We start from the raw sequence: 21438 nt of genomic DNA, 5'->3' as shown, positions 1-21438 counted from the left end.
TTGATTTAAATAACTGTTTGTTGGCAATTATAAAAAATAGGGCTGACGCAGTTGACTTAAATCAACCAAAAATACACCATAAGTAGTGCTTCTTTTTAGATAGGACATAGTGTTAGCTAATTAGTTCTCATAAACTAGCGTCGTATCTCTTAATTTTTCATTAACGTCTTTATTACTTGGCATCGGTAATGTTCCTGCTTTCATCGCGGCTGTCCGCAGCGCTAAACACAACGACTCATCGCCGGTCCCAACGGCATCTAAGACTAAACCGTTAGAAGCAATTCGCAGTCGAAGTCGGCAAGACTTACCCGCTATACTGCCTGTTTGTATCAAATTCTGTTCAATCCGTGCTTTGATTTTGCTATTAGCAATTTGCAACTCAGACAATATCTGTCGCTGCCTGCGCTCATTACGATCCGCTTGTTCAAGCTGCATTTTTTCCTGCATTGCATTGTCTCGTAGCGCGCGTTCTTGATCTGCCTTGTCTTGGCGTGCCTTTTCTATCTCTTGTTGTTGCGCTTTTTCTTGCGCTAATCTGGCTTTTTGCTGCAGCTCTCGCTCTGTGCGTACCTGTTCTTCCTTCTGCTTTTTAGCATCAGCCGCTTTTTTACGCTTAACTTTATCAGCAGTGTCGCGCTCTTGCTTCTTGCGCTCTGCTTCTTTACGTTTATTTACAGCTTCTTGATCCTGTTTTCTTTGTGCTGCAGCTTCAGATTGTTGTTTTTCGCGCTTATTTTGCTCTATAACATTACTGTCGATGAAGGTTGCTTCGATAATATTTGGCGCTTGAGTATCTTTATTACCTGTTGCCAGATCGACCGGTGCTGCTGAAAACTTAAAACTCACCAATAAAGACACAACAATAAGCATGTGCGCAGCGCCAGAAATCAAAAATGATTTTTGCTGCAAGGTTAGCGATTTCTTCTCTTTCGTATCGCTTGGCTTAGGTTGGTTTTGTGCACTCATTAATTACGCTTTATTTGGGTCAGTCATTAAACCAACCGACGGCGCACCCGCATTTTGCAACAACACCATCAACTCGACTACTTTCTCGTAATTCACTTTACCATCGCCATTCACTACCACAGGAATAGTTGGCGTTTGCGCCAGCTTAGCTTGTACTAGCGTAGCAACATCCACCGCAGTCAATTCTTCGTCGGGATTATCACCGATATTCAAAAAATACTGCCCTTGCGCATTTATCGACACAATTAACATGTCGTCTTCGTCAGTCTCAATCGTTTTTGCATCAGATTTTGGTAGATCAACTTTCACGCCCTGCATTACTGCGGTTGCTGTTGCCATAAAAATGACCAAGAGTACCAACATAACGTCGATATATGGTACGACGTTAATTTCTGATACCGGCTTTCTGCGTTTTCTCACATACATGTTAACTCTCCTAATTCAGGACAATAAATTTGCTATCAATTATTGAGACTGTTGACTGGAGGACGCCATATTCTGACGATTTAATATAGCTGAAAACTCTTCCATAAAGTTACCGTAGGCGTTTTCTAACTTCTCAACACTATGACTAAAGCGGTTATATGCGACTACGGCTGGAATAGCTGCAAACAGTCCAATAGCAGTCGCAATAAGCGCTTCTGCAATACCAGGCGCAACCATGGCTAGCGTGGCTTGTTTTGCTTGACCCAGCGCAATGAATGAATTCATGATCCCCCATACTGTGCCTAATAAACCAATATAAGGTGAAATTGAACCGACGGTAGCTAGGAACGGTAGGCGCGCTTCAAGCTCGTCAACTTCGCGCGACATAGTCACGCGCATAGAACGATAAGTGCCGTCCATAATAGCATCATTGACTGCACCGGATGTTTTACGTAAACGCACATATTCTTTAAATCCAGCACAAAATATGAGGGGCAAACCGGTTAATTGAGCTCGGGCAGAAAGTTCTTGATAAAGCTTGTTCAAATCAGCCCCTGACCAGAACTTGTCTTCAAAGATTTTCATTTCTTTTGTTGCTGCGCTCAATACAGCATTTCTTTGAAAAATAAAGGCCCATGAAACAACCGACATGGTTAATAACAACAGCATAATAAATTGCACGACAATACTTGCTTCTAGCAGCAAGTTGAGGATAGACATTTCAGACGTCACGTTTAATTTCCCTTAATATAAAGCCAGGTATTGCGATTGGTTTCATCTTTTCCAAATCGACACAGGCTACTCTGACTTCAGCGCTAACGAGCAGTTCTTTTTCAGTACTCGTAACATTGTTATTGTTATTGTTATTGTTATTGTTGTGCGTATTTGCAGAATCTTTGACACGATAAGCGTGTTGCCGAAACACCATACTTGCCTTCTTCAACTCCACTACCTGACAGCTAACACTCAACATATCATTGAAAGCAGCCGCCTTACTATTTTTCATACTAAGCTCTTTGACGACAAAACCGATGGATTGTTCCAATAAAGTTTTTTGTTCTATGCCTAAGTGTCTTAACCACTCTGTACGCGAGCGCTCCATGAACTTCAAATAATTAGTGTGATAGACAAGTCCACCGGCGTCGGTGTCTTCGTAATATACACGTATCGGTATCGAAAAAGGTTCATTACTGAGCAAAAACGACTCCTTTCAGGTTAGATTTTATATAGCAAACTATCCATTATCACTATTTCATATAAGTCATCGTTACTATGAATATAAACATAAGTAGGATGCGGATATTATCGAATTTAAAGGCATAAAATACAACACATAAATTGGATTAGAAAAACTAATCTATAATGAGAATATTTCTCGTTTGATATCTCATCTGATGTGTTTATGATATACACCATTGAATAGCGGCTACAACTTAGTTGTATTGCTTTTGATGTTCCCTGACAACAGTTTTCCTTCCGTTTTACTTGTTGTTTTGCCCATGCATTGCGTGGGCTTTTTTTTGCTTAATATAAGTGCTTGGTATCTAATCGACCTTTGGCATAATTAAACCAAAATGCAAATATGCGTGCTGGGTCGCAATTCGCCCGCGCGGAGTCCGCTGTAAAAAGCCTTGTTGTATTAAATATGGCTCTATAACGTCCTCTATGGTTTCCTTTTCTTCACCGATGGCTGCTGCTATATTATCTAACCCTACAGGGCCACCCATAAACTTTTCAATGATCGCGAGTAACAACTTTCTATCCATAAAATCAAAGCCTTTATTGTCAACATCAAGCATATTGAGCGCTCTACCTGCAACGTCAGCATTTATCTTACCGTCGGCTTTAATTTCAGCGTAGTCTCTTACTCTACGCAATAAACGGTTAGCTATTCGAGGCGTACCACGTGAACGCTTTGCCATCTCAAATGCCCCTTCTTTCTCCATACTTAACTTTAAATAAGCGGCACTACGCTGAATAATATCGGTTAAATCGGCGACGTTATAAAATTCTAAACGTTGCACAATGCCAAAACGATCTCGTAGCGGAGAGGTTAATGATCCAGCTCTGGTAGTAGCACCAATTAATGTAAACGGAGGGAGGTCGAGTTTAATACTGCGCGCCGCTGGCCCCTCACCAATCATGATATCCAATTGATAGTCTTCCATCGCTGGATACAGAATTTCTTCAACGACCGGGCTTAAGCGGTGAATTTCATCAATAAACAAGACATCGTTTTCTTCAAGATTCGTCAGTAATGCAGCAAGATCACCGGCTTTTTCCAGCACCGGACCCGAAGTGGTTTTTATATTCACCCCCATTTCATTAGCGACAATGTTAGCCAGTGTGGTTTTACCTAAACCTGGAGGGCCGAATATAAGCAGATGGTCAAGCGCATCATTGCGCTTTCTGGCTGCTTGAATGAAGATTTCCATTTGTTCACAGACATGATCTTGACCAGTGTAATCACAGAGCATTTTGGGTCGAATTGCGCGGTCAATAACTTCATCTTCCGGATCAGCAATGGCTTGTATTAAGCGATCAGCTTCAATCATAACAACTCCCTATCTTTTTGTAATCTTTTAGGATTGAGCATAATGTGAATACGCGTCATAAAATAGTCAAGATAGTAATTTAACCGCATACGCTTAAACCATTGCCTTAAGTGACACTCTGATCGCTTGCTCGCTTGTCATACCTTCGGTATAAACTTGTTTTATGACTCTTTCTGCTTGCACCGGTTTATAACCCAAAGCGAGCAAAGCACTTAAGGCTTCATTTTTAGCATGTGCGTCGCCTCTTAATGAAGGACGTTGAATCGGGCTGTTCGGTGCAGCAGGGCCCGCCCCATCAAAATGCGTATCGCTGCGTGATAGTTTTTCTAATTTGTCTTTTAATTCTACAACTAAACGCTCAGCAGTTTTCTTACCCACACCCGGCAGCTTTACTAAATTTGAAATATCTTCATGAATAACACATTGCACGAAATCTTGTGCCGACATACCAGACAATATAGTGCAGGCGAGTTTGGGGCCGACACCATTGGCTTTTATGAGTTCGCGAAACAAAGCGCGCTCCGAGGTATCTGAAAAACCAAATAATAATTGTGCATCTTCGCGCACAACAAAGTGAGTATAAATAGTCGCCACTTCACCTATATCGGGAAGCTGATAGAAACTGGTCATCGGCAATTGAATATCATAGCCCACACCATTGACGTCAACTAAGACATCGGGTGGGGTTTTGTCAATTAACGTGCCTTTAATTCTGCCGATCATCGGATTTTTACCCTGCCTTATTTATCTTCTTAAGCGACCGCGCACGATCTTCGAAATTTTGCCTGCGCTTTTACCCGACATTTTAATCAGGCTTTGCGACGTGTGAATATGACATAAAGCAACAGCCAATGCATCAGCTGCGTCGGCCTGAGGCGTTGCGTTCAACTTTAGCAAGGTCATTACCATGTGCTGAACTTGGGTTTTGTCTGCCCCACCCGAACCCACTACAGATTGTTTAATTTGACGTGCTGAATATTCAGCGACCGGCAAGTCAAAGTTAGTAGCAGCTACAATTGCTGCCCCGCGAGCTTGCCCAAGTTTAAGCGCTGAATCGGGATTTTTAGCCATAAACACTTGTTCTATTGCAAATTCAGTAGGAGCAAACTGAGTAATAATTTCACTAACGCTGTCAAAAATACGTTTCAAACGAATGGAGAGTTCGTCATGCGTTAAGCGAATACATCCACTCCCCAAATAGCTAGCCTTACCACCCACGACTTTAATAACGCCGTAGCCTGTAATTCTTGAACCTGGATCGATGCCTAAAATAATACTCATGCGCTAATCCGGAACAAATTGTGCAATCGCATCGCGATTGGTTTTTGACCAAACTCGCTGCATTGCTTCTTGTTTACTCGTCCAATTAAAATCGGTGTGTTCTGTCAACACAATAGGCATACCAGCGGGTACTTTTATGCAAAAAACATATTCGTTATTAAATTCAGTACCGGGCGGATATCGGTACAGCCAAATTGGTCGAATTTTGTATTGATTCATTAATCGACAATCCAATATCGGATGTAACGATTTAGGCAATGCAATACCGGTCTCTTCAGCTAACTCGCGATAGGCTGCGTTGAGCGGTATTTCTCCCATTTCAATGGTTCCGGTTACCGATTGCCAAAAGTTAGCATCGTCATCACGCTGCATAATCAGCACCTGCTTGTGTTCATCTCTGATCACAACCAACACTGACTCTGCGCGTTTCAGTTGCATATTTTTATTCAGCGCCCTTGTCTGATTTTTTAGTATCCGTTTTAATCACGGTTGCAATTGACAGCTCAGCCAATTGTTCAGGGCTCGCAAACCCTGGCGCATTAGTCAATGGACAAGCGGCTGTTGTGGTTTTTGGAAATGCCATTACGTCACGAATTGACTCAGCACCCGTCATCAACATAACCATTCTATCCAAACCAAAGGCCAAACCCGCGTGAGGTGGAGCGCCATAACGCAATGCTTCAAGTAGGAAACCGAACTTTTCATTGGCTTCTTCATCTGTAATACCCAGAAGTTTGAACACAGTCGCTTGCATATCCATGTTGTGAATACGCACCGAACCACCTCCTAATTCAACGCCATTAAGCACCATGTCATAAGCATTTGACAAGGCGTCAGCCGGATTCGCTTTTAAGGCTTCAATGCTGCTGTCACGAGGTGCAGTAAACGGATGGTGCAGCGCATATAGATGTCCATCAGCCTCTTCGAACATTGGGAAATCGACAACCCATAAAGGACGCCACTCACCCTCTAACAAGTCGAAATCTTCGCCTAATTTCAGGCGTAGGGCACCCATTGCATCGGTAGCAATGGTTTTACTGTCCGCGCCAAACAAAAGAATATCACCGGTTTGGGCTCCGGTTTTTTCAAGTAATGCCGTCATGCTAACTTCATCAAAAAACTTAAGAATAGGTGATTGTAAGCCTTCAACTCCTTTACTGAGGTCATTAACTTTGAGCCATGCCAAACCTTTGGCTCCGTAGATACCAACAAACTTTCCGTAATCATCTATTTGCTTGCGCGATAACGTGGCGCCACCAGGCACTCGAATAGCTGCTACACGGCCTTTTTCATCATTCGCTGGGCCGCTAAAAACCTTAAAATCGCTGTCTTTTACAATGTCATCAACGTCGACTAATTCAAGTGGATTACGCAAATCAGGCTTATCACTGCCATAGCGCTGCATAGCCTCGGCATAGCTTATAGTTGGAAAGTCGCCTAAGTCCACATTTAACAACTGAGCAAAAAGTGAACGCATCATTTTTTCTGTGATTGCCATGACATCTTCGGCGTCCAAAAAAGTGGTCTCGATATCTATTTGGGTAAATTCAGGCTGGCGATCAGCACGTAAATCTTCATCACGGAAGCACTTTACAATTTGATAATATTTGTCCATACCTGACATCATCAACAACTGTTTAAACAGCTGTGGTGACTGTGGCAATGCGAAAAACTGACCTTTATGTGTTCGACTTGGCACTAAATAATCACGCGCGCCTTCCGGTGTAGCTTTGGTCAAAATAGGCGTTTCGATATCAAGAAAACCGCCATCTTCAAGAAAGCGTCTAACCGCCGCCGTTACTTTAGAGCGAAAAACTAAACGTTGCGTCATCAATGGACGGCGCAGATCTAAGTAGCGATATTTTAAACGCTGCTCTTCTGAGTTATCTTGGTTAAAATCAAGTGGTAATGCTGGTGCACTATTAAAAATGGATAACTGTTTGCCAAGGATCTCAATTTCACCGGTTTTCATTTCTTTGTTTATTTGCGTATCCGGACGCATACAAACTAAACCAGTAATTGCGACACAGAATTCATTACGTAAAGTGGAAGCAAGCTCGAATATCTCAGCGGCGTCTGGGTCAATAACAACCTGCACAATGCCTTCACGATCCCGTAAGTCAATAAAAATCACGCCGCCTAAATCACGTCTTTTGTTCACCCAGCCATAAAGTGTGACTTCTTTACCGGCATAACTTTCATCAATATTTCCACAGTAATCTGTGCGCATAAGCTTAATCCCAATGGTGCTGTTTTTGTTTTGTATTTTTTAATACTTGCATAATACTAGCGTCGCTTAAGGTTTCCTGGCCACTTTGGCTATAAGGCAGGCAAAGCAAACGCTAATCTGAATTGTGTCAGGCTTCTATTTTAAAGCTACCGAAAGTGCGAAATTATAAACTAAACAATGGGGATTCTAAACGACTGAATCAATATATTCGGTAACTAATTGTGGGAATCTATCGGATCAGGTGCAAATGGTTAGCAACGTGCTCATCAATTGAGCACGTTTAGCCAATTTAGCCTGCAGCAAAATCATCTAGCGCAGTTTTGCAACTCACTCTCTTTTTCGATAAAGCGATTAACGTAATCTTGGGTAATTGCAGATAACCATAAATAACCGACTAAAAATCAATTAGGAAAGCAGATCACGTGCTCAACTTCTAAGTGAATACCAAACGATTCACCTATTTTATGGTCGTGATGACTAGGCGCTAGACAAAGTAGCGGTTCACCTTCTTTTAACGACAATCGATACAATATATGAGCACCGCGAAAAGAACGTCCTACCACCTTCGCTTTTAAGACACTTTCGTCCTGATGTCTTAAATCGTCAGGCCTGACTAACATTTTTGCGGTATCGCCGACCTTAAACGTGGCGTTATCTATGTATTCTTGCGGCAGAAGAAAGCGACCTAGTTGCGTTTCAAGCCACAGCAGTTTTTCGTCACTGGCTTCAAGTCTACTCTCCTTGTCATTTTCATAAGCCACCACTTGCACTGGAATAAACACACCTTCGCCAACAAAATCTGCAATAAATTCGGTCTTCGGTTCGTGATATAAGTCATATGCCGTGCCCCATTGTTGGCATTGTTGATGATGCAGCACACCTATCTTATCTGCCATTGCAAACGCTTCGGTTTGATCGTGAGTAATTAGTAGTGCCGTGATATTTTGCTGCTTAATAATACTGCGAATTTCGCTCGACAGGCGCTCCCTTAAGTCTGGATCCAAACTCGAGAATGGCTCATCCAGTAATAATAAGTCAGGTTTAGGAGCAATCGCTCTTGCAATGGCAACGCGTTGTTGTTGTCCACCAGATAGTTCGTGCGGATATTTACTTTTCGTATCATTTAAACCTACCAACTCAATCGCTTCTTGAGCCAGTTTGAGAGCCTCAGACTTGGATAATTTACTTAAACCGTAGGCAACATTTTTGAGCACATTCATGTGTGGAAATAAAGCAAAATCCTGAAACACCACGCCAACCTTGCGTTTTGCCACCGGCATTTTATATTCAGCATCGCTAACTACAATGTCATTGACGCTAATACTTCCGCCCTGCACAGACTTGAAGCCCGCAATGGCTCGCAGTAAGGTCGTTTTACCGCAACCGGATGGCCCTAAAATGCAGCCTATTTCTCCCTGTTGCAATGAAATCGTCAAGTTTTGTAGCACTTTTTGTGTACCGTAACTCAACGATAGATTATTAATATCAAGCATATTTTCGTTCTATTCCATCAAGCGTTTTAGTCAGTATTATTACCGGCAAAATGCCAACTAAGACAATTGTAATTGAAGGCAGTGCCGCATCAATCAAGCGTTCATCTGAGGCTAATTCAAAGGCTTTAACAGCCAGTGTATTGAAATTAAAAGGACGCAGTACAAGAGTAGCTGGTAATTCTTTGAGTATGTCTACGAAAACCAGTAGAGTAGCACTTAACAAGCTCGCCTTTAACAATGGAATATGAATTCTCAATAGTCGCTGCGTTGGTGAGTCACCCAATACTTTTGAAGCCTCATCCATACTAGGTTTTATGCGTTGTATACCAGCTTCGGTATTGTTTAAGGCGACACTCATGAAGCGGATCGCATAGGCAAAAATAAGTGCAAATACAGTACCTGAGAACACTAATCCGGGCTGAAAATTAAACCACACATTGGTCAGCACATTAAGTTTTATATCTAACCATCCAAGTGGAACTAATACCCCAATCGCGATAACTGTGCCAGGTAGTGCATATCCTAACGATACTAATTGTATAAACCCACTGACTGTTTTAGAGGGATGCAGGCGTTTGGCATAACTAAACAGTAAGGCCATGGCAACCACAACAATGGCACCTATGCTAGCCAACATCGCCGAATTCATAGCGTATTCGGGGTAGTCTGCCAGGCTCGACAGATCGGAGAAACTTAAAGCCCAAGTGGCTAATTGTACAAATGGGATAATAAAGCCAAATGCGACAGGCAAACTACACAGCATGAATATGAGTCCGCCATTGATGCCCTTTACTTGTTTAGCCCGCGCCGACTTGCCTTGTCTTGACGAATAATTCTGGGAGTCACGTCGGCTCATTTTTTCTACCATGATCAGAATAAAAACAAATAAACATAGAAAACCTGCAAGTTGAGACGCAGCCTTAATATCGCCCATACCAAACCACGTTCTATAAATACCGGTGGTAAATGTGCTAACACCAAAGTATTCAACCGTGCCAAAGTCGGCTAGTGCTTCCATCATTGCTAAAGCCGCTCCGGTCATAATTGCGGGACGAGCGAGTGGTAAAGCAACTTTAAAAAAATGCTTTAATGGCGACACCCCCGCCAGTTCACTCACTTCACGATACTTTTGCGATTGCTCAGAAAAGGCGGTTCTTGCCAGTATATAAACATAAGGGTAAAGCACTAATGACATTAGAATGATTGCACCGGACAACGATCTGACTTCAGGAAACCAATAGTCTTGAGCGCCTAAATCAAATGTACTGCGGATAAAGGTTTGTAGCGGGCCGGCAAAATCAAGTAAACCGGTGTACGTGTAGGCAATGATGTAAGCAGGCATGGCGAGCGGTAATAATACCATCCATTGAATTAGGCGCCGACCATAAAAATCATAATTGACAATAAGCCAAGCTAAGCATGTACCTAGTATTGTTGCACCAAAACCAACACCAAAGGCAAGCAGCAGGCTATTGCTTATATATCTGGGCAATACAGTTGCAGCAAGGTGCTGCCAGATAGCAGTGTCCCAAGAAAAGAAACTGAAAAATATAACGAAAAGCGGCAAGCCTAGTAAAAGACCTGCCAATACCGAATATATTGTAAAGGCCGAACCTTTAAATGCAGTTTTTATCAATCGATTAGCGCCAACCTGCTTTATCCATCAACATAAGCGCTTTTGCGTTAGTCTCGCCCACTTTCGCTAGTGATACTTCTTGCCCTTTAAATGTCCCCATATCTTGCAGGGTTTGGCTCCATTTTATACCTGCTTTTACTGGGTATTCATGATTTGTTTCAGCGTACCAAACCTGAGCTTCATCGGTTAACATAAAACGGATAAGCGTTTTCGCAGCGTCTAAATTGCTAGCATATTTGGCAATGCTAACACCTGAAATATTAACATGCGCACCAATGGTGTCTTGGTCTGGCCAAAATACAGCGACTTGCTGAGCTGTTTTTCGAGTCGCTTCGTCATCGGCGTTTAGCATGCCGGCTAAATAATACGTGTTAGCAATAGCAACATCACACTCACCGGCAACAACGGCCTTAATTTGATCACGGTCGCCCCCTTTCGGTGTGCGCGCAAAATTTGCAACTAGGCCTTTGGCCCAATCTAGTGTTTTTGCTTCACCTTGCGTTTGGATCATGCCTGAGATCATGGATTGATTATAAACGTTATTGGATGAACGAATACAAATTCGATTTTTCCATTCTTTGTTTGTTAATGCCTGCATAGTTGACAATGACACAGGGTCAACGCGGTCTTTAGCATACATAATCGGACGCGCACGCAATGTTAGTGCCGTCCAATGTAATTCCTCATCCCGCAAATAAGCCGGCACATTGGCTATAATAACCTCATCGGCGTTAGCTTGCGTTATACCGAGTTGCTTTGCCCTCACCAAACGACCAACATCAGCTGATATAAGCACATCTGCAGGACTAAACTGTCCTTCTGATTTGATCCTTGAGATAAGTGCATCCGCGTTACCCGTGACCAAGTTCACTTTAATGCCAGTTTGTTTGCTAAAATCATCTAAAATCGGTTTAATCAACGCTTCTTTACGTCCAGAGTAAACGTTAACTTCAGCACTGACGCTGTGTGCAGAGAAAATTACTAACGAGATTAAAACGAATAAACGAGAAATGCTTATGGTCACTTTTTTCCATCCTTTTAAACTTTATAGATCATGTGGCTGTATGTTAGTTGATAATAGTTCTCAATTGCAACTAGGGATCACTTAAATTGTTTAAAATGCGCAAAATAGCTTTGATTAGGTCCATAGGATATACTTGATTTTATTATTTAGGCTACATACATGCTTTTTATCGAATGAATGATTCAAGATTAGTTTATTCGACCGACACAGGTAGAATAAAAGAAAAGACCGTTAGCTTACAAAATTCCCCAAAGGGCGATGGTATTGTAAGGATACGAAAAGAAACTAAAGGCCGCAAAGGCAAAGGCATGAGTATAATCGACGGTCTAGAAATGAGCGATACTGACCTCAAGGCACTATGCAAAGAGTTAAAAAAGCAATGTGGTTGCGGAGGCGCAGTGAAAGGGTTCAGTATCGAAATTCAAGGCGATGTGCGCGATAAACTTAAACAAATTTTAGAGAGCAAAGGAAAGCGCGTCAAGTTAGCAGGCGGCTGAAATTTTGAGAGATAACTAAGTAATGCATAAACTGTCTATATCTGACCTGCATATATTATTGGTCGAACCGTCCGATACGCAAAGTAAGATAATTAAAACGTTGCTGCTCGCAGAAAATGTACAAACAGTAGATGTTGTGCAAAATGTCGAGCAGGCCAAAGCATCTATAATGGCCCATGGCGCAGATATGGTGGTAAGTACCATGTATCTAGCCGATGGCAATGGCTTAGATATTTTAAGATTCATTAAAGACGACGACGCTAATGCATCAATCCCCTTTATGTTAGTGAGTAGCGAAAATAGCATCAGCAAACTTGACGAATTTAAACAAGCGGGTGTGGCTGCTATTCTTCCAAAACCGTTTGAGCCTATTCATTTATCTCGTGGCCTAAACGCGAGTTTGCAACTCATCAATACCGACGAAATTGACTTAAACTATTTTGAAGCGCAACACGTGCGAGTGCTTCTTGTCGATGACAGCCGATTAGCGCGAAATCATATTCGCAGAGTGCTCGAGGGCATGGGTTTAAGCAAGGTAATGGAAGCCGAAAACGGCGCTCATGCTCTGACGTTATTAAAAGATAACGAATTCGATTTGGTTATTACCGATTACAATATGCCTGAGATGGACGGCAGAGAGCTTTCAGAGTTCATTCGATTCAATCCAGCGACAACTCATATCCCAATCATCATGGTGACGTCTGAGTCGTCGTCAAGTCCACATATGGCTAATATTCAACAAACCGGTGTTAATGCTCTGTGCGATAAACCGTTTGAATCGGATGAAGTCAAAGCAATGTTAGTAAGATTACTGGATTCTGACTTATAAAGTAGGATAATTAGTATCCCATATATGAATATTTAGGAAATTTCTCCTTTTATCCATTGACACTGCGCGACCACTTACTTACATTTCATGGCGGGGGTTGATTCGCATCTCTCTACTTTTACCAAATAGCATTCGTGAGCAATTTGGTAGTCACTGTTTACGCAAAGGATATGAAGTGCCCAAACAAGAACTTGAAGAAATACGCAAAAAAATTACATCACTTGATTCCGATTTACTTTCTCTATTAGCAACTCGTCAGGGGCTAACCAATCAAGTTGCAGAAACAAAAGTCAAAAACCAGATACCGGTGCGTGATCAGGCGAGAGAAGAGCAACTGCTTATTCGTCTCATTAAGCAAGGACAAAAAGCAGGTTTAGACCCTCACTACGTAACCCAATTATTCCATGTCATCATTGAAGATTCAGTATTGAACCAACAAGCTATGTTAGCTCGTTGGGCTAATCCAGGTAGCGAAAAACCGCTTAATCGCGTGGCATTTTTAGGTGACAAAGGCTCTTACAGTTACCTTGCTACGCAAAAGTACTTTTCAAGACGCCCAGGAGAGTTACTAGAAATAGGCTGTCAAAGCTTTGTTGAAATTATCAATAAGGTAGAATCAGGTGAAGCAGACTTTGCAGTGCTGCCGATTGAGAATACGTCATCCGGCAGTATTAATGAGGTATATGACCAGTTACAACATACGCGTTTGAGTATTGTTGGTGAACTTACTCACCCGATTAAGCATGCCCTTTTAGTCTCAGAGGACGTTGAAATCAGTAAAATCAAAACACTGTATGCGCATCCGCAAGTGTTTGCCCAATGCAGTCATTTTTTAGCTGAATTAGGCAATGTCGAGGTAAAACCTTGTGACAGTACTTCTGCCGCAATGATTGTCGTGAATGAATTACGTTCAGGTGAAGTTGCAGCCATTGGCAGCGAGGCTGGCGGCAGTTTATATGGTTTAAAAGCAATTAAGTCAAACTTGGCGAATCAAAAAGAAAACCACAGTCGATTTATTGTAGTGGCGAGTGATTCAGTAAAAGTGCCTTTACAAGTGCCTGCAAAAACCACATTGATTATGTCTACCGTGCAAAAACCCGGTGCCTTAGTGGAGGCATTATTAGTCTTGAGAGAAAATCAAATCAACATGACGAAACTGGAGTCACGACCTATTACAGGTAATCCATGGGAGGAAATGTTTTACTTGGATGTTGAAGGTAATATCGCTGATGGACCAATGCAAAATGCGATGGAAGCTTTACGTGGAATGACACGCTACTTTAAAGTATTAGGCTGTTATCCGATTGAGGAAATCAGCCCTACTAAGATAGCGGCAGTAAACGCGTTAATGGAATAGCTTTTTAGCCGTTCCTATTTCATGCAAAAACGATCTAACCTTGTGGAACGGTAAACAGTTAAAGACATGAGAGTCCACTCGTAAAAGAAAGTAATAGATCAAGATCGGAGATCGCCATCAACTTATTTTTGAAAAATCATGTCGGAAAGGTCAAATTGCGACCAAATTGCTTAATATACACTCAACTCTTTGTTTGTACATTATGTGCGCAATGACAAATAGAATCTAGGCGCGTATAAATTCTTTTAGCAAATTATGGCGATTTTACATTATTAAATTCACCCGAGCGTTTGGCTAAAGAAGGTTTCTTAACGCTAGCCAGTGCAATTTATTTTTATATGACACCACGAAGCCCAAAACCGTCAATTCACCAAACTGAGTTTGTACTATTTCTTCCTTAACAGCTGGCTATCATCCGCCTTCAGCAATAATTGCTTACTGTCTATTAAACATTGCTCGGCATAATCACCAAACCATTGCTTAGTTTCATTGAACTGGTTTACAAATGATGCTTTATCAACTTCCTCGACCAGTTTCAGAGCTTCTCCAAATCGGGCATGAAAACGTTTCAGAAGAGCTAAACTTTCGGCATTATTAAAAATAATATCAGCATAAAGCTCAGGCGCTTGAGCAAAAAGTCTACCAACCATTGCTAATTCTAGGCGATAGATTGGCGAACTGAACATCAACAAGGATGCCAAACTGGGATCTTCTTCTTTAAGATGCTGACCGTATACAAAAGTACTGAAATGTCGCATTACCTGAATAAACGCCATCGCACTATCATGCTCTTTGCTCGAGGATTCATGCAGCACCGCTCCCCAAGTTCGCATTTGTTCAAGCAACCATTCGTATTTATCAGGCTCTCTGCCATGACATACCACAACTACCTGTTTAATCATGCCGGGGCTGTCAGGGCCAAACATCGGATGCAAACCAACAACAGGACCCTGATGCACTTTCAACATAGCTTGTAAGGGCTGATCTTTTACACTGGTGATGTCGGCTAAAATACACTGTTGTGGCAAAGCCGATAAACCTTCAATAACTGATACAGTTAACTTTATTGGTACCGCAACAATAACCAAATCGGCACCCGTAAATATCTCGTCAGCCCTCGCCCAATCGTTCTTTTCTAAGCTTGTGACCGAATAATCACTTTGCTCAAAGAGGGCCACAAACACCTTACCTAACGCGCCTGCACCACCAATAATCACCACTTTATTAATACTTGGATTGATACAGCGATAATTCGCATGTTGACTACGATAAGAGTCGCGCATGACCCTGCGCAGAACGTCTTCTGCCAAATCAGGTGACAAGCCAATAGATTCTGCTTGTTGACGCCGCGCAGCAATCATCTCAGATTCTCTGCTTGGCACATATATCGGCATGCCGGTTTGGCTTTTAACATCGCCCACGCGGCTAGTCAGCTCATTTCTGAGCTTTAATAGCTGTATAAGTTGGCTGTCAATATCATCAATATGATCACGCAGTTCAGCAAGGGTTTTATCAGTTTCTAACATACCCGTTTTACGCATTTAAGCGCTTCGTTTGGCGCATAGGCAGCACAGTGATAAGCCTGTCACGAGTCTGCAAAATAAGATCATGAGTTTGTTGCCAATTAATACAACCGTCAGTAATAGAGACGCCATAGTCCAAATCTTTAAGGGTTTTACCCGTTGAACTTTGGTTGCCCGCATTTAAATGGCTTTCTAGCATGATGCCAATGATTGATTGATTGCCTTCTAATATTTGGTTAACCACGTTCTGCGCAACTAAAGGCTGTCTGCGGTAGTCTTTAGCACTATTTGCATGACTGCAATCAACCACTAAACTTGACACAATATTCTCGTTGCTCAACTCGGCTTCGCAATCAGCGACACACACTGAATCATAGTTGGGTTGCTTACCGCCGCGCAAAATAATGTGGCCGTCCGGGTTACCTTGCGTTTTTATCACACTCACCTGCCCTTGCTTATTGATCCCCATAAAGCGGTGCCCTGATGCCGCAGATTGAAGCGCATTAATAGCGATACTTAGTGAGCCATCAGTTCCGTTTTTAAATCCGACTGGCATCGATAATCCGCTCGCCATCTCACGGTGAGTTTGCGACTCTGAAGTTCTTGCGCCAATGGCAGCCCAACTAAACAATTCACCTAAATATTGGGGACTGATTGGGTCTAATGCTTCGGTTGCTACAGGCAGGCCTAGTTCAGCTAACCAAATAAGTAATTGTCTTGCTCTGCGTAAACCTGTTTCAATGTCAAAAGTATCGTTTAAATGCGGGTCGTTGATTAAGCCTTTCCAGCCAGTTGTTGTGCGCGGCTTCTCAAAATAAACACGCATGACAATATAAAGCGTGTCTATAGAGGACTCATGCAGGTTCTTTAGTTTCAACGCATACTCTTTTGCCGCGTCTATATCGTGAATTGAACAGGGTCCACAGACGACTAATAAGCGATGGTCTTCGCCATGAATAATATCTGAAATAACTTTTCTCGATGCAATAACGCCTTGCAACGCTTTTTCACTCACTGGAAGCTCGTGGCTTAGCTCATCGGGCGTGACTAAAACTTCTTCCGATGAAACATGAATATTATTAACTGTGTCTTTTTGCATTTTTTACTCTTTATAAGAAAACGGATGAGATGTTAAACGTGAGACCACAACAGCAAGAAAAGGAATAAAACTATCGAGAACTTTGCTACCAAACCAGTATGTAAACTTTTGTTTACATAAAGAAATCACATGAAATATAGTACTGTTTGACTTTTTAACAAACTATCAGCCTAGCTTCAAGTTGAATATGGATTAATTTGCAATAATCACAAAAAAGCGCCCATTTAATGAATAAACCAGCGCAATTGCTATATGTTACCCTTTTAATGCGATTCCACCTACCCCTGTTGTTGTTCGGATATATTAAAGTTTGAAACTAGGCGTTAAAGATTAGAATGAATGTTGATATGCTACTTGTTGTTATTGCATCATGTAATCGACTATTTGGATAGGTCAGCACTGAGTTAAAAAGTGCCAAAAGCCGCCAGAGGGGCTTACTTCAATTGAGTTGATTTTTGCCATTAAATTTCCACTCTTACTCCAATCTAAAAGGGCAGCTGATCTTCCCCGAAATCTGTAGACATTTTTTACTTAGAAACCGAAGTAAGGTAAAAATAGTATTCAGTTTCAGACTTTAATCCGACAAGCCGTTGTCGTCTTTGCAAAATTAAATATATGCAGCCATAACCACCTTATGACTACATATGTAGGGGTTATCCTGCAGGGTAAACATAACTAGATTGAATACCTAATGGAATACCTAATGCCCAATATATTAGCAAGAAAATGGTCCAAGCAATGAGTATGGTAATACTAAATGGCAACATTAATGAGAGTAAGGTTCCAATACCGGTTGATTTTACATAACGTTGACAGTACACCACTACCAATGGAAAGTAAGGCATAAGCGGGGTGATAATATTCGAAGATGAATCACCTAAACGATAGGCTGCTTGAGTTAAGTCAGGCGAAATTCCTAATTGCATTAACATGGGTACAAAAATCGGCCCTAACAATGCCCATTTAGCGGATGATGAACCAACGAATAAATTCACAAAAGCAGTTAATAATATAATACCTACGATGGTTATCATTGGTGGTAACGCCATTCCTTTAAGAAACTCAGCGCCATTGATCGCCATCAACGCACCCAAGTTTGACTTACCAAAAGCATCAATAAATAACGCGCAGAAAAAAGCCATAACAATATAATAACTCATTCCTTGCATTGCTTTGGTCATGCTATCGATCATATCTTTAGTCGAAGTGTAGGTACCGGACATAAAGCCATACACCACACCAGGTAATAAGAAAAGCAGGAAAATTAACGGCACAATTGATTGCATAATGGGTGCTGAAAAGGTTGTCAGCTGGCCATCAACGTCGCGCATTGGCGATGTCTCTGGTATAAGCACCAGGACTAATGTAATGATGCCAAGTAACATAACCAAGCTTGCTGCGCGAAGCGCTTTAGTTTGTTTAACCGATAGTTCATCAAATCGAGGAATTTCGTTAGGATCGCCATCCACTTCTACATTTTGTAAACGTGGCTCAACAACCTTATCTGTTATATACCAACCGATACCGACAATTAGCAGTGTTGATGCAGAATTAAAAAACCAATTGTTTAGTGGATTTATTTGAATGTCTGGATCGATGATTTGCGCAGCCGCTTGGGTAAACGATTGTAGCAAGGGGTCTATTGCTGATGGGATAAAGTTAGCGCAAAAACCACCACTCACACCGGCGAATGCAGCTGCAATACCGGCAAGAGGATGTCTGCCCATGGCATAAAAGATGACGCCAGCTAATGGGATCACCAGCACATAACCTGCGTCTGTGGCGGTATGACTGATAATAGCGATCAGCACAACCATCGGCGTCAGGAGTGTTTTAGGCGTTGAATCTAGCATGCGTTTTAAGCCCGCGCTAATAAAACCACTGTGCTCTGCAACGCCAACACCCAGCATGGCAACAAGTACCACACCCAGTGGTGCAAAACCCGTAAAGATGCTAACCATGCGACTTAAGAAATCAGCTATCGCCGCACCAGTTAATAAGTTTTTCACTTCAATTGCTTCCCCTGTACGAGGGTCTAAAGCATCGAAGGTCATTTGAGAAAATATGGCCGAACATATCCAAATAACCACTAAACAGATAAAGAAAATGATAGCCGGGTCCGGTAACTTATTACCTACTCGCTCAACTTTATCAAGTGCACGGGTAACCCAACTAGAGGATACTTGTTGCATAGGTGTCTCCATTATCATTGTATTATGGTAGTGTCCAATCAGCTACCAAGTTAGCCTACTATCAAATTTATGCGCGCATTTTTATACGCTCATCACATACGGTCCGCCAGTTATTTATGTTTTCGGCGATTTAAGTCATCTTAGGTTGACTCGGATACGCAACCGATTATCAGTTGGCATTCCGAAGTCCTCTTATTTTATTAGGTAACAAAGTGGTCGCCTTTGCCAGCGACATAGTGAATCCGGGACCTTCGTTTTCAAGTTCAGATGCCGGCAAGTAAAAATGTTTTAGCGCTCGTGATTTATACAGAGCCGCATCCAGAATATTCCATTGTTCGTTGTGCCAAACCTCTACCCATGCGTGACCAAATGCACTTATTTTTTCTTTTTCTTCGATGATGACAGTGCCAATTATGACTCTTGCGGACAGTCCCACAGACCTTGCAAGCGCGGTGAGTAGCACTGCGTATTCAGTGCAATCGCCGCTGCGCTGCGTGGCCACAACTGAGGCAATATTGAAACCATTGATATAAGTGGGTTGGTTAATATACTCAGCGACATAGGCTACTAATGTTGGTAATTCTAACGGCAAATGATTGCTATTAATAAAACCAGCCGCAAATTCTGTTGTACTTTTTTCGCTGACATCAATAACAAAGCTGTCGAGCAAGTATTTGGGGCTGACTTTACCAGAGAAAGTTGGTCGCTCGCTCATCTCAATAAGTAACTTATTACTATCAATGATCTGGGTCTTTATAGCAGGCCAATTGTGCAATTTTTCGCTTATTGCTAACGGATTTGATGTGCTTATTTGAAAGCTAATTTTATCACCTAAGGGAAGCGTTTGATTGGCTTCTAGAGTAATGTCAAATTGCGCAATGGATGGCACGCTCTGGGCATTTACATGAGTAAAAAATGATAACGCCAGCCAAACAGCTATTATTCTCATTGTAAGCTAGGTTCACCTTGCGAGTAGATCAACTCCACTTTCATCAAAATAGGCCCCTGTGCAATTGTGCCTTTTTGAAAAACGCCTTTCTCATCCGCCAAAAACTTCATAACAATGGCTCCCATATCAATCTCAAAATTTGCATTGGTGTCATCATTAAGTTTACTCAGCACAACAGGAAGCGCCGATGTCGGATCAGCGCTTGGCGCCCACATGTGAAATTTGTCCGAGTTATCTTCAGACTTGCGTAAAATATCGAGTTCAAGATAGCTACCGAAACCCGATAATAACCAGCCACTATGCTCAAGTGTTGTCTGTATTGGTTTGCCCTGAAGCTCGCCCTTAACGTGCCAAACTCCATCTTTATCCTCTAACCAAAATTGCGAATTCTTCACACCATTTTTGAGAGTGTACTCTGAGGCATTAATAAGAGAACCATCCGGCCTACTCCAAGATGTAGATACCGTGTCGTTGCGCGCAATCGAGCTAGCATCAACCGGTATCAATATCGCTGAGTTGTTGGTAATGCCTATGTCGCCATCTGCATCTTTTGCGTAGCGCTCTCGCATATAACCCATAGGTACTTCATTGATAGTTAATTGATAGAGTGCTTCAAAAAAATTCGGATTGGTTTGATTGTCCAAAAAAGCCTGAACAAATGATTCAAATACATTGAAAAAAGTCTGTCGGTAGCCAACTTCATTATGAATACAAAGCTGCAAGCTCTGATTAGTTTGCGCAGACATACCTTTTAGAATACCAGATACTGTTTCTTTGCCTTCACCCAAGTTGTATAGGATATCTAGCGACAAATATGGCGTATTTTCAATAACCCCGCTATTAAGGGAATAATTAGATTTCCCCGTCAGTGACTTTTTGTTCAACGTCTCTGCGCTAGATAAACTATATTCAACGACCGAATAAAGAGAGTTAGCCGGGCCATCAAAATCAGTAAAAACATAACATTGAATAGGTGAAGCACTGCCAATATCAATAGTGTAATATCGCACGCCATCACTGTCACTGACCAGCGTAAACTCCCCTTTCACTTCAGAATTCACATTGTATTGCTTGATTTCAAGATTGGACATTTCTTTCAGTTCGCTTTCTCGCGTCATTGCTTCTTGAAACCAATCTGGAAAATCTTTTATATTTATAAGGTCTGCTGCATTTGCGCCGAATGACAAAATAGAGGAAAATATTAGACATGTAATTATTTTTAAGTGCTTCATGTAGATTCGATCCTTGAATTTTAAGATTGACCACGCTAATAAGCATACTAAACGTTTTTTAATTATTTTTTAATTGTTTTTTTAATTCCTTTGAATAAGCGGACATTTATTTAACTTGATTATCGGTTGTAATCTGAGCTAGGCTATTT

21 protein-coding genes are annotated in these 21438 nt (G+C 41.7%); 4 read left to right on the top strand and 17 right to left on the bottom strand.

The genetic code is table 11. The features are described 5' to 3' along the window. Window positions 1–120: 120 nt before the first annotated feature. The 12 genes from tolA to CXF81_RS09360 form a co-directional block, all read right to left on the bottom strand. The gene (gene tolA, locus CXF81_RS09415; protein ID WP_101181110.1) at window positions 121–966 is read right to left on the bottom strand and encodes a cell envelope integrity protein TolA; all 846 of its coding nucleotides are present in this window, start codon (window positions 964–966) and stop codon (window positions 121–123) included. Window positions 967–969: 3 nt separating this feature from the next. Continuing rightward, window positions 970–1392 (bottom strand): protein TolR, encoded by a 423-nt coding sequence (gene tolR / locus CXF81_RS09410; protein WP_101181109.1) that lies wholly within the window; start codon window positions 1390–1392, stop codon window positions 970–972. A 39-nt stretch (window positions 1393–1431) separates the two neighbouring features. After that, a complete protein-coding gene (tolQ, locus tag CXF81_RS09405) occupies window positions 1432–2124 on the bottom strand; it encodes a protein TolQ (RefSeq protein WP_101181108.1) in 693 nt (230 codons plus the stop codon). After that, window positions 2114–2590 carry a tol-pal system-associated acyl-CoA thioesterase gene (locus tag CXF81_RS09400; protein ID WP_101181107.1) on the bottom strand — a complete coding sequence of 159 codons (477 nt, stop codon included), beginning with the start codon at window positions 2588–2590 and terminating at the stop codon, window positions 2114–2116. Before CXF81_RS09400 ends, tolQ begins: the two co-directional genes overlap by 11 nt. A gap of 346 nt (window positions 2591–2936) precedes the next feature. Then, window positions 2937–3947: a Holliday junction branch migration DNA helicase RuvB gene (gene ruvB, locus CXF81_RS09395; RefSeq protein ID WP_101181106.1), complete on the bottom strand. Its 1011-nt coding sequence runs from the start codon at window positions 3945–3947 to the stop codon at window positions 2937–2939. 93 nt (window positions 3948–4040) lie between these two features. Then, entirely contained in the window at window positions 4041–4670 is a 630-nt protein-coding gene (gene ruvA, locus CXF81_RS09390; protein WP_101181105.1) for a Holliday junction branch migration protein RuvA, read from the bottom strand. Between the two features lie 21 nt (window positions 4671–4691). Beyond that, a complete protein-coding gene (gene ruvC / locus CXF81_RS09385) occupies window positions 4692–5228 on the bottom strand; it encodes a crossover junction endodeoxyribonuclease RuvC (RefSeq protein ID WP_006010566.1) in 537 nt (178 codons plus the stop codon). Between the two features lie 3 nt (window positions 5229–5231). Further along, window positions 5232–5666, bottom strand: coding sequence for a dihydroneopterin triphosphate diphosphatase (nudB, locus tag CXF81_RS09380; RefSeq protein WP_101181104.1), 435 nt, complete (start codon window positions 5664–5666; stop codon window positions 5232–5234). 4 nt (window positions 5667–5670) lie between these two features. Continuing rightward, the gene (gene aspS / locus CXF81_RS09375) at window positions 5671–7458 is read right to left on the bottom strand and encodes an aspartate--tRNA ligase (protein ID WP_101181103.1); all 1788 of its coding nucleotides are present in this window, start codon (window positions 7456–7458) and stop codon (window positions 5671–5673) included. Window positions 7459–7859: 401 nt separating this feature from the next. Further along, window positions 7860–8951 carry an ABC transporter ATP-binding protein gene (locus CXF81_RS09370; protein WP_101181102.1) on the bottom strand — a complete coding sequence of 364 codons (1092 nt, stop codon included), beginning with the start codon at window positions 8949–8951 and terminating at the stop codon, window positions 7860–7862. Further along, the gene (locus tag CXF81_RS09365; protein ID WP_101181101.1) at window positions 8944–10587 is read right to left on the bottom strand and encodes an iron ABC transporter permease; all 1644 of its coding nucleotides are present in this window, start codon (window positions 10585–10587) and stop codon (window positions 8944–8946) included. Before CXF81_RS09365 ends, CXF81_RS09370 begins: the two co-directional genes overlap by 8 nt. A gap of 4 nt (window positions 10588–10591) precedes the next feature. Continuing rightward, entirely contained in the window at window positions 10592–11611 is a 1020-nt protein-coding gene (locus tag CXF81_RS09360; RefSeq protein WP_198556366.1) for an extracellular solute-binding protein, read from the bottom strand. Window positions 11612–11784: 173 nt separating this feature from the next. On the opposite strand from CXF81_RS09360, the gene yciH reads away from it, so the two are divergent. The 4 genes from yciH to CXF81_RS20670 all read left to right on the top strand — a co-directional run bounded on the left by yciH (window position 11785) and on the right by CXF81_RS20670 (window position 14695). After that, the gene (yciH, locus tag CXF81_RS09355) at window positions 11785–12108 is read left to right on the top strand and encodes a stress response translation initiation inhibitor YciH (protein ID WP_101181100.1); all 324 of its coding nucleotides are present in this window, start codon (window positions 11785–11787) and stop codon (window positions 12106–12108) included. A 22-nt stretch (window positions 12109–12130) separates the two neighbouring features. Beyond that, window positions 12131–12937, top strand: a complete 807-nt coding sequence (locus CXF81_RS09350; protein WP_101181099.1) for a response regulator — start codon at window positions 12131–12133, stop codon at window positions 12935–12937. 175 nt (window positions 12938–13112) lie between these two features. Next, the gene (pheA, locus tag CXF81_RS09345) at window positions 13113–14294 is read left to right on the top strand and encodes a prephenate dehydratase (RefSeq protein ID WP_101181141.1); all 1182 of its coding nucleotides are present in this window, start codon (window positions 13113–13115) and stop codon (window positions 14292–14294) included. Window positions 14295–14533: 239 nt separating this feature from the next. After that, window positions 14534–14695: a glycoside hydrolase family 19 protein gene (locus tag CXF81_RS20670; protein WP_157825540.1), complete on the top strand. Its 162-nt coding sequence runs from the start codon at window positions 14534–14536 to the stop codon at window positions 14693–14695. Here the strand turns inward: CXF81_RS20670 and tyrA are convergent. The 5 genes from tyrA to CXF81_RS09320 all read right to left on the bottom strand — a co-directional run bounded on the left by tyrA (window position 14681) and on the right by CXF81_RS09320 (window position 21289). Beyond that, the gene (gene tyrA, locus CXF81_RS09340; RefSeq protein ID WP_101181140.1) at window positions 14681–15820 is read right to left on the bottom strand and encodes a bifunctional chorismate mutase/prephenate dehydrogenase; all 1140 of its coding nucleotides are present in this window, start codon (window positions 15818–15820) and stop codon (window positions 14681–14683) included. The two genes, CXF81_RS20670 and tyrA, sit on opposite strands and share 15 nt — an antisense overlap. 7 nt (window positions 15821–15827) lie before the next feature. Beyond that, window positions 15828–16916 carry a 3-deoxy-7-phosphoheptulonate synthase gene (locus CXF81_RS09335; RefSeq protein WP_101181098.1) on the bottom strand — a complete coding sequence of 363 codons (1089 nt, stop codon included), beginning with the start codon at window positions 16914–16916 and terminating at the stop codon, window positions 15828–15830. 653 nt (window positions 16917–17569) lie between these two features. Next, window positions 17570–19108, bottom strand: coding sequence for an AbgT family transporter (locus tag CXF81_RS09330; RefSeq protein WP_101181097.1), 1539 nt, complete (start codon window positions 19106–19108; stop codon window positions 17570–17572). Between the two features lie 169 nt (window positions 19109–19277). Further along, window positions 19278–20057, bottom strand: coding sequence for a transglutaminase-like domain-containing protein (locus CXF81_RS09325; protein ID WP_101181096.1), 780 nt, complete (start codon window positions 20055–20057; stop codon window positions 19278–19280). Continuing rightward, on the bottom strand, window positions 20054–21289 hold the full coding sequence (locus CXF81_RS09320) for a hypothetical protein (protein WP_101181095.1): 1236 nt from the start codon (window positions 21287–21289) through the stop codon (window positions 20054–20056). Before CXF81_RS09320 ends, CXF81_RS09325 begins: the two co-directional genes overlap by 4 nt. Between the last annotated feature and the right edge of the window lie 149 nt (window positions 21290–21438).

The organism is Glaciecola sp. 33A (assembly GCF_002836745.1).
GTDB lineage: Bacteria > Pseudomonadota > Gammaproteobacteria > Enterobacterales > Alteromonadaceae > Glaciecola.
This window is presented reverse-complemented; position numbering and strand designations above follow the sequence as displayed.

Bases quoted from the DNA above. Each gene is read 5' to 3' on its own strand.
- tolA (WP_101181110.1), bottom strand. From the start codon at position 966: ATGAGTGCACAAAACCAACCTAAGCCAAGCGATACGAAAGAGAAGAAA.
- tyrA (WP_101181140.1), bottom strand. From the start codon at position 15,820: ATGTTAGAAACTGATAAAACCCTTGCTGAACTGCGTGATCATATTGAT.
- tolR (WP_101181109.1), bottom strand. From the start codon at position 1,392: ATGTATGTGAGAAAACGCAGAAAGCCGGTATCAGAAATTAACGTCGTA.
- CXF81_RS09320 (WP_101181095.1), bottom strand. From the start codon at position 21,289: ATGAAGCACTTAAAAATAATTACATGTCTAATATTTTCCTCTATTTTG.
- aspS (WP_101181103.1), bottom strand. From the start codon at position 7,458: ATGCGCACAGATTACTGTGGAAATATTGATGAAAGTTATGCCGGTAAA.
- CXF81_RS09330 (WP_101181097.1), bottom strand. From the start codon at position 19,108: ATGCAACAAGTATCCTCTAGTTGGGTTACCCGTGCACTTGATAAAGTT.
- ruvA (WP_101181105.1), bottom strand. From the start codon at position 4,670: ATGATCGGCAGAATTAAAGGCACGTTAATTGACAAAACCCCACCCGAT.
- ruvC (WP_006010566.1), bottom strand. From the start codon at position 5,228: ATGAGTATTATTTTAGGCATCGATCCAGGTTCAAGAATTACAGGCTAC.
- CXF81_RS09350 (WP_101181099.1), top strand. From the start codon at position 12,131: ATGCATAAACTGTCTATATCTGACCTGCATATATTATTGGTCGAACCG.
- CXF81_RS09335 (WP_101181098.1), bottom strand. From the start codon at position 16,916: ATGCAAAAAGACACAGTTAATAATATTCATGTTTCATCGGAAGAAGTT.
- nudB (WP_101181104.1), bottom strand. From the start codon at position 5,666: ATGCAACTGAAACGCGCAGAGTCAGTGTTGGTTGTGATCAGAGATGAA.
- CXF81_RS09325 (WP_101181096.1), bottom strand. From the start codon at position 20,057: ATGAGAATAATAGCTGTTTGGCTGGCGTTATCATTTTTTACTCATGTA.
- ruvB (WP_101181106.1), bottom strand. From the start codon at position 3,947: ATGATTGAAGCTGATCGCTTAATACAAGCCATTGCTGATCCGGAAGAT.
- yciH (WP_101181100.1), top strand. From the start codon at position 11,785: ATGAATGATTCAAGATTAGTTTATTCGACCGACACAGGTAGAATAAAA.
- CXF81_RS09370 (WP_101181102.1), bottom strand. From the start codon at position 8,951: ATGCTTGATATTAATAATCTATCGTTGAGTTACGGTACACAAAAAGTG.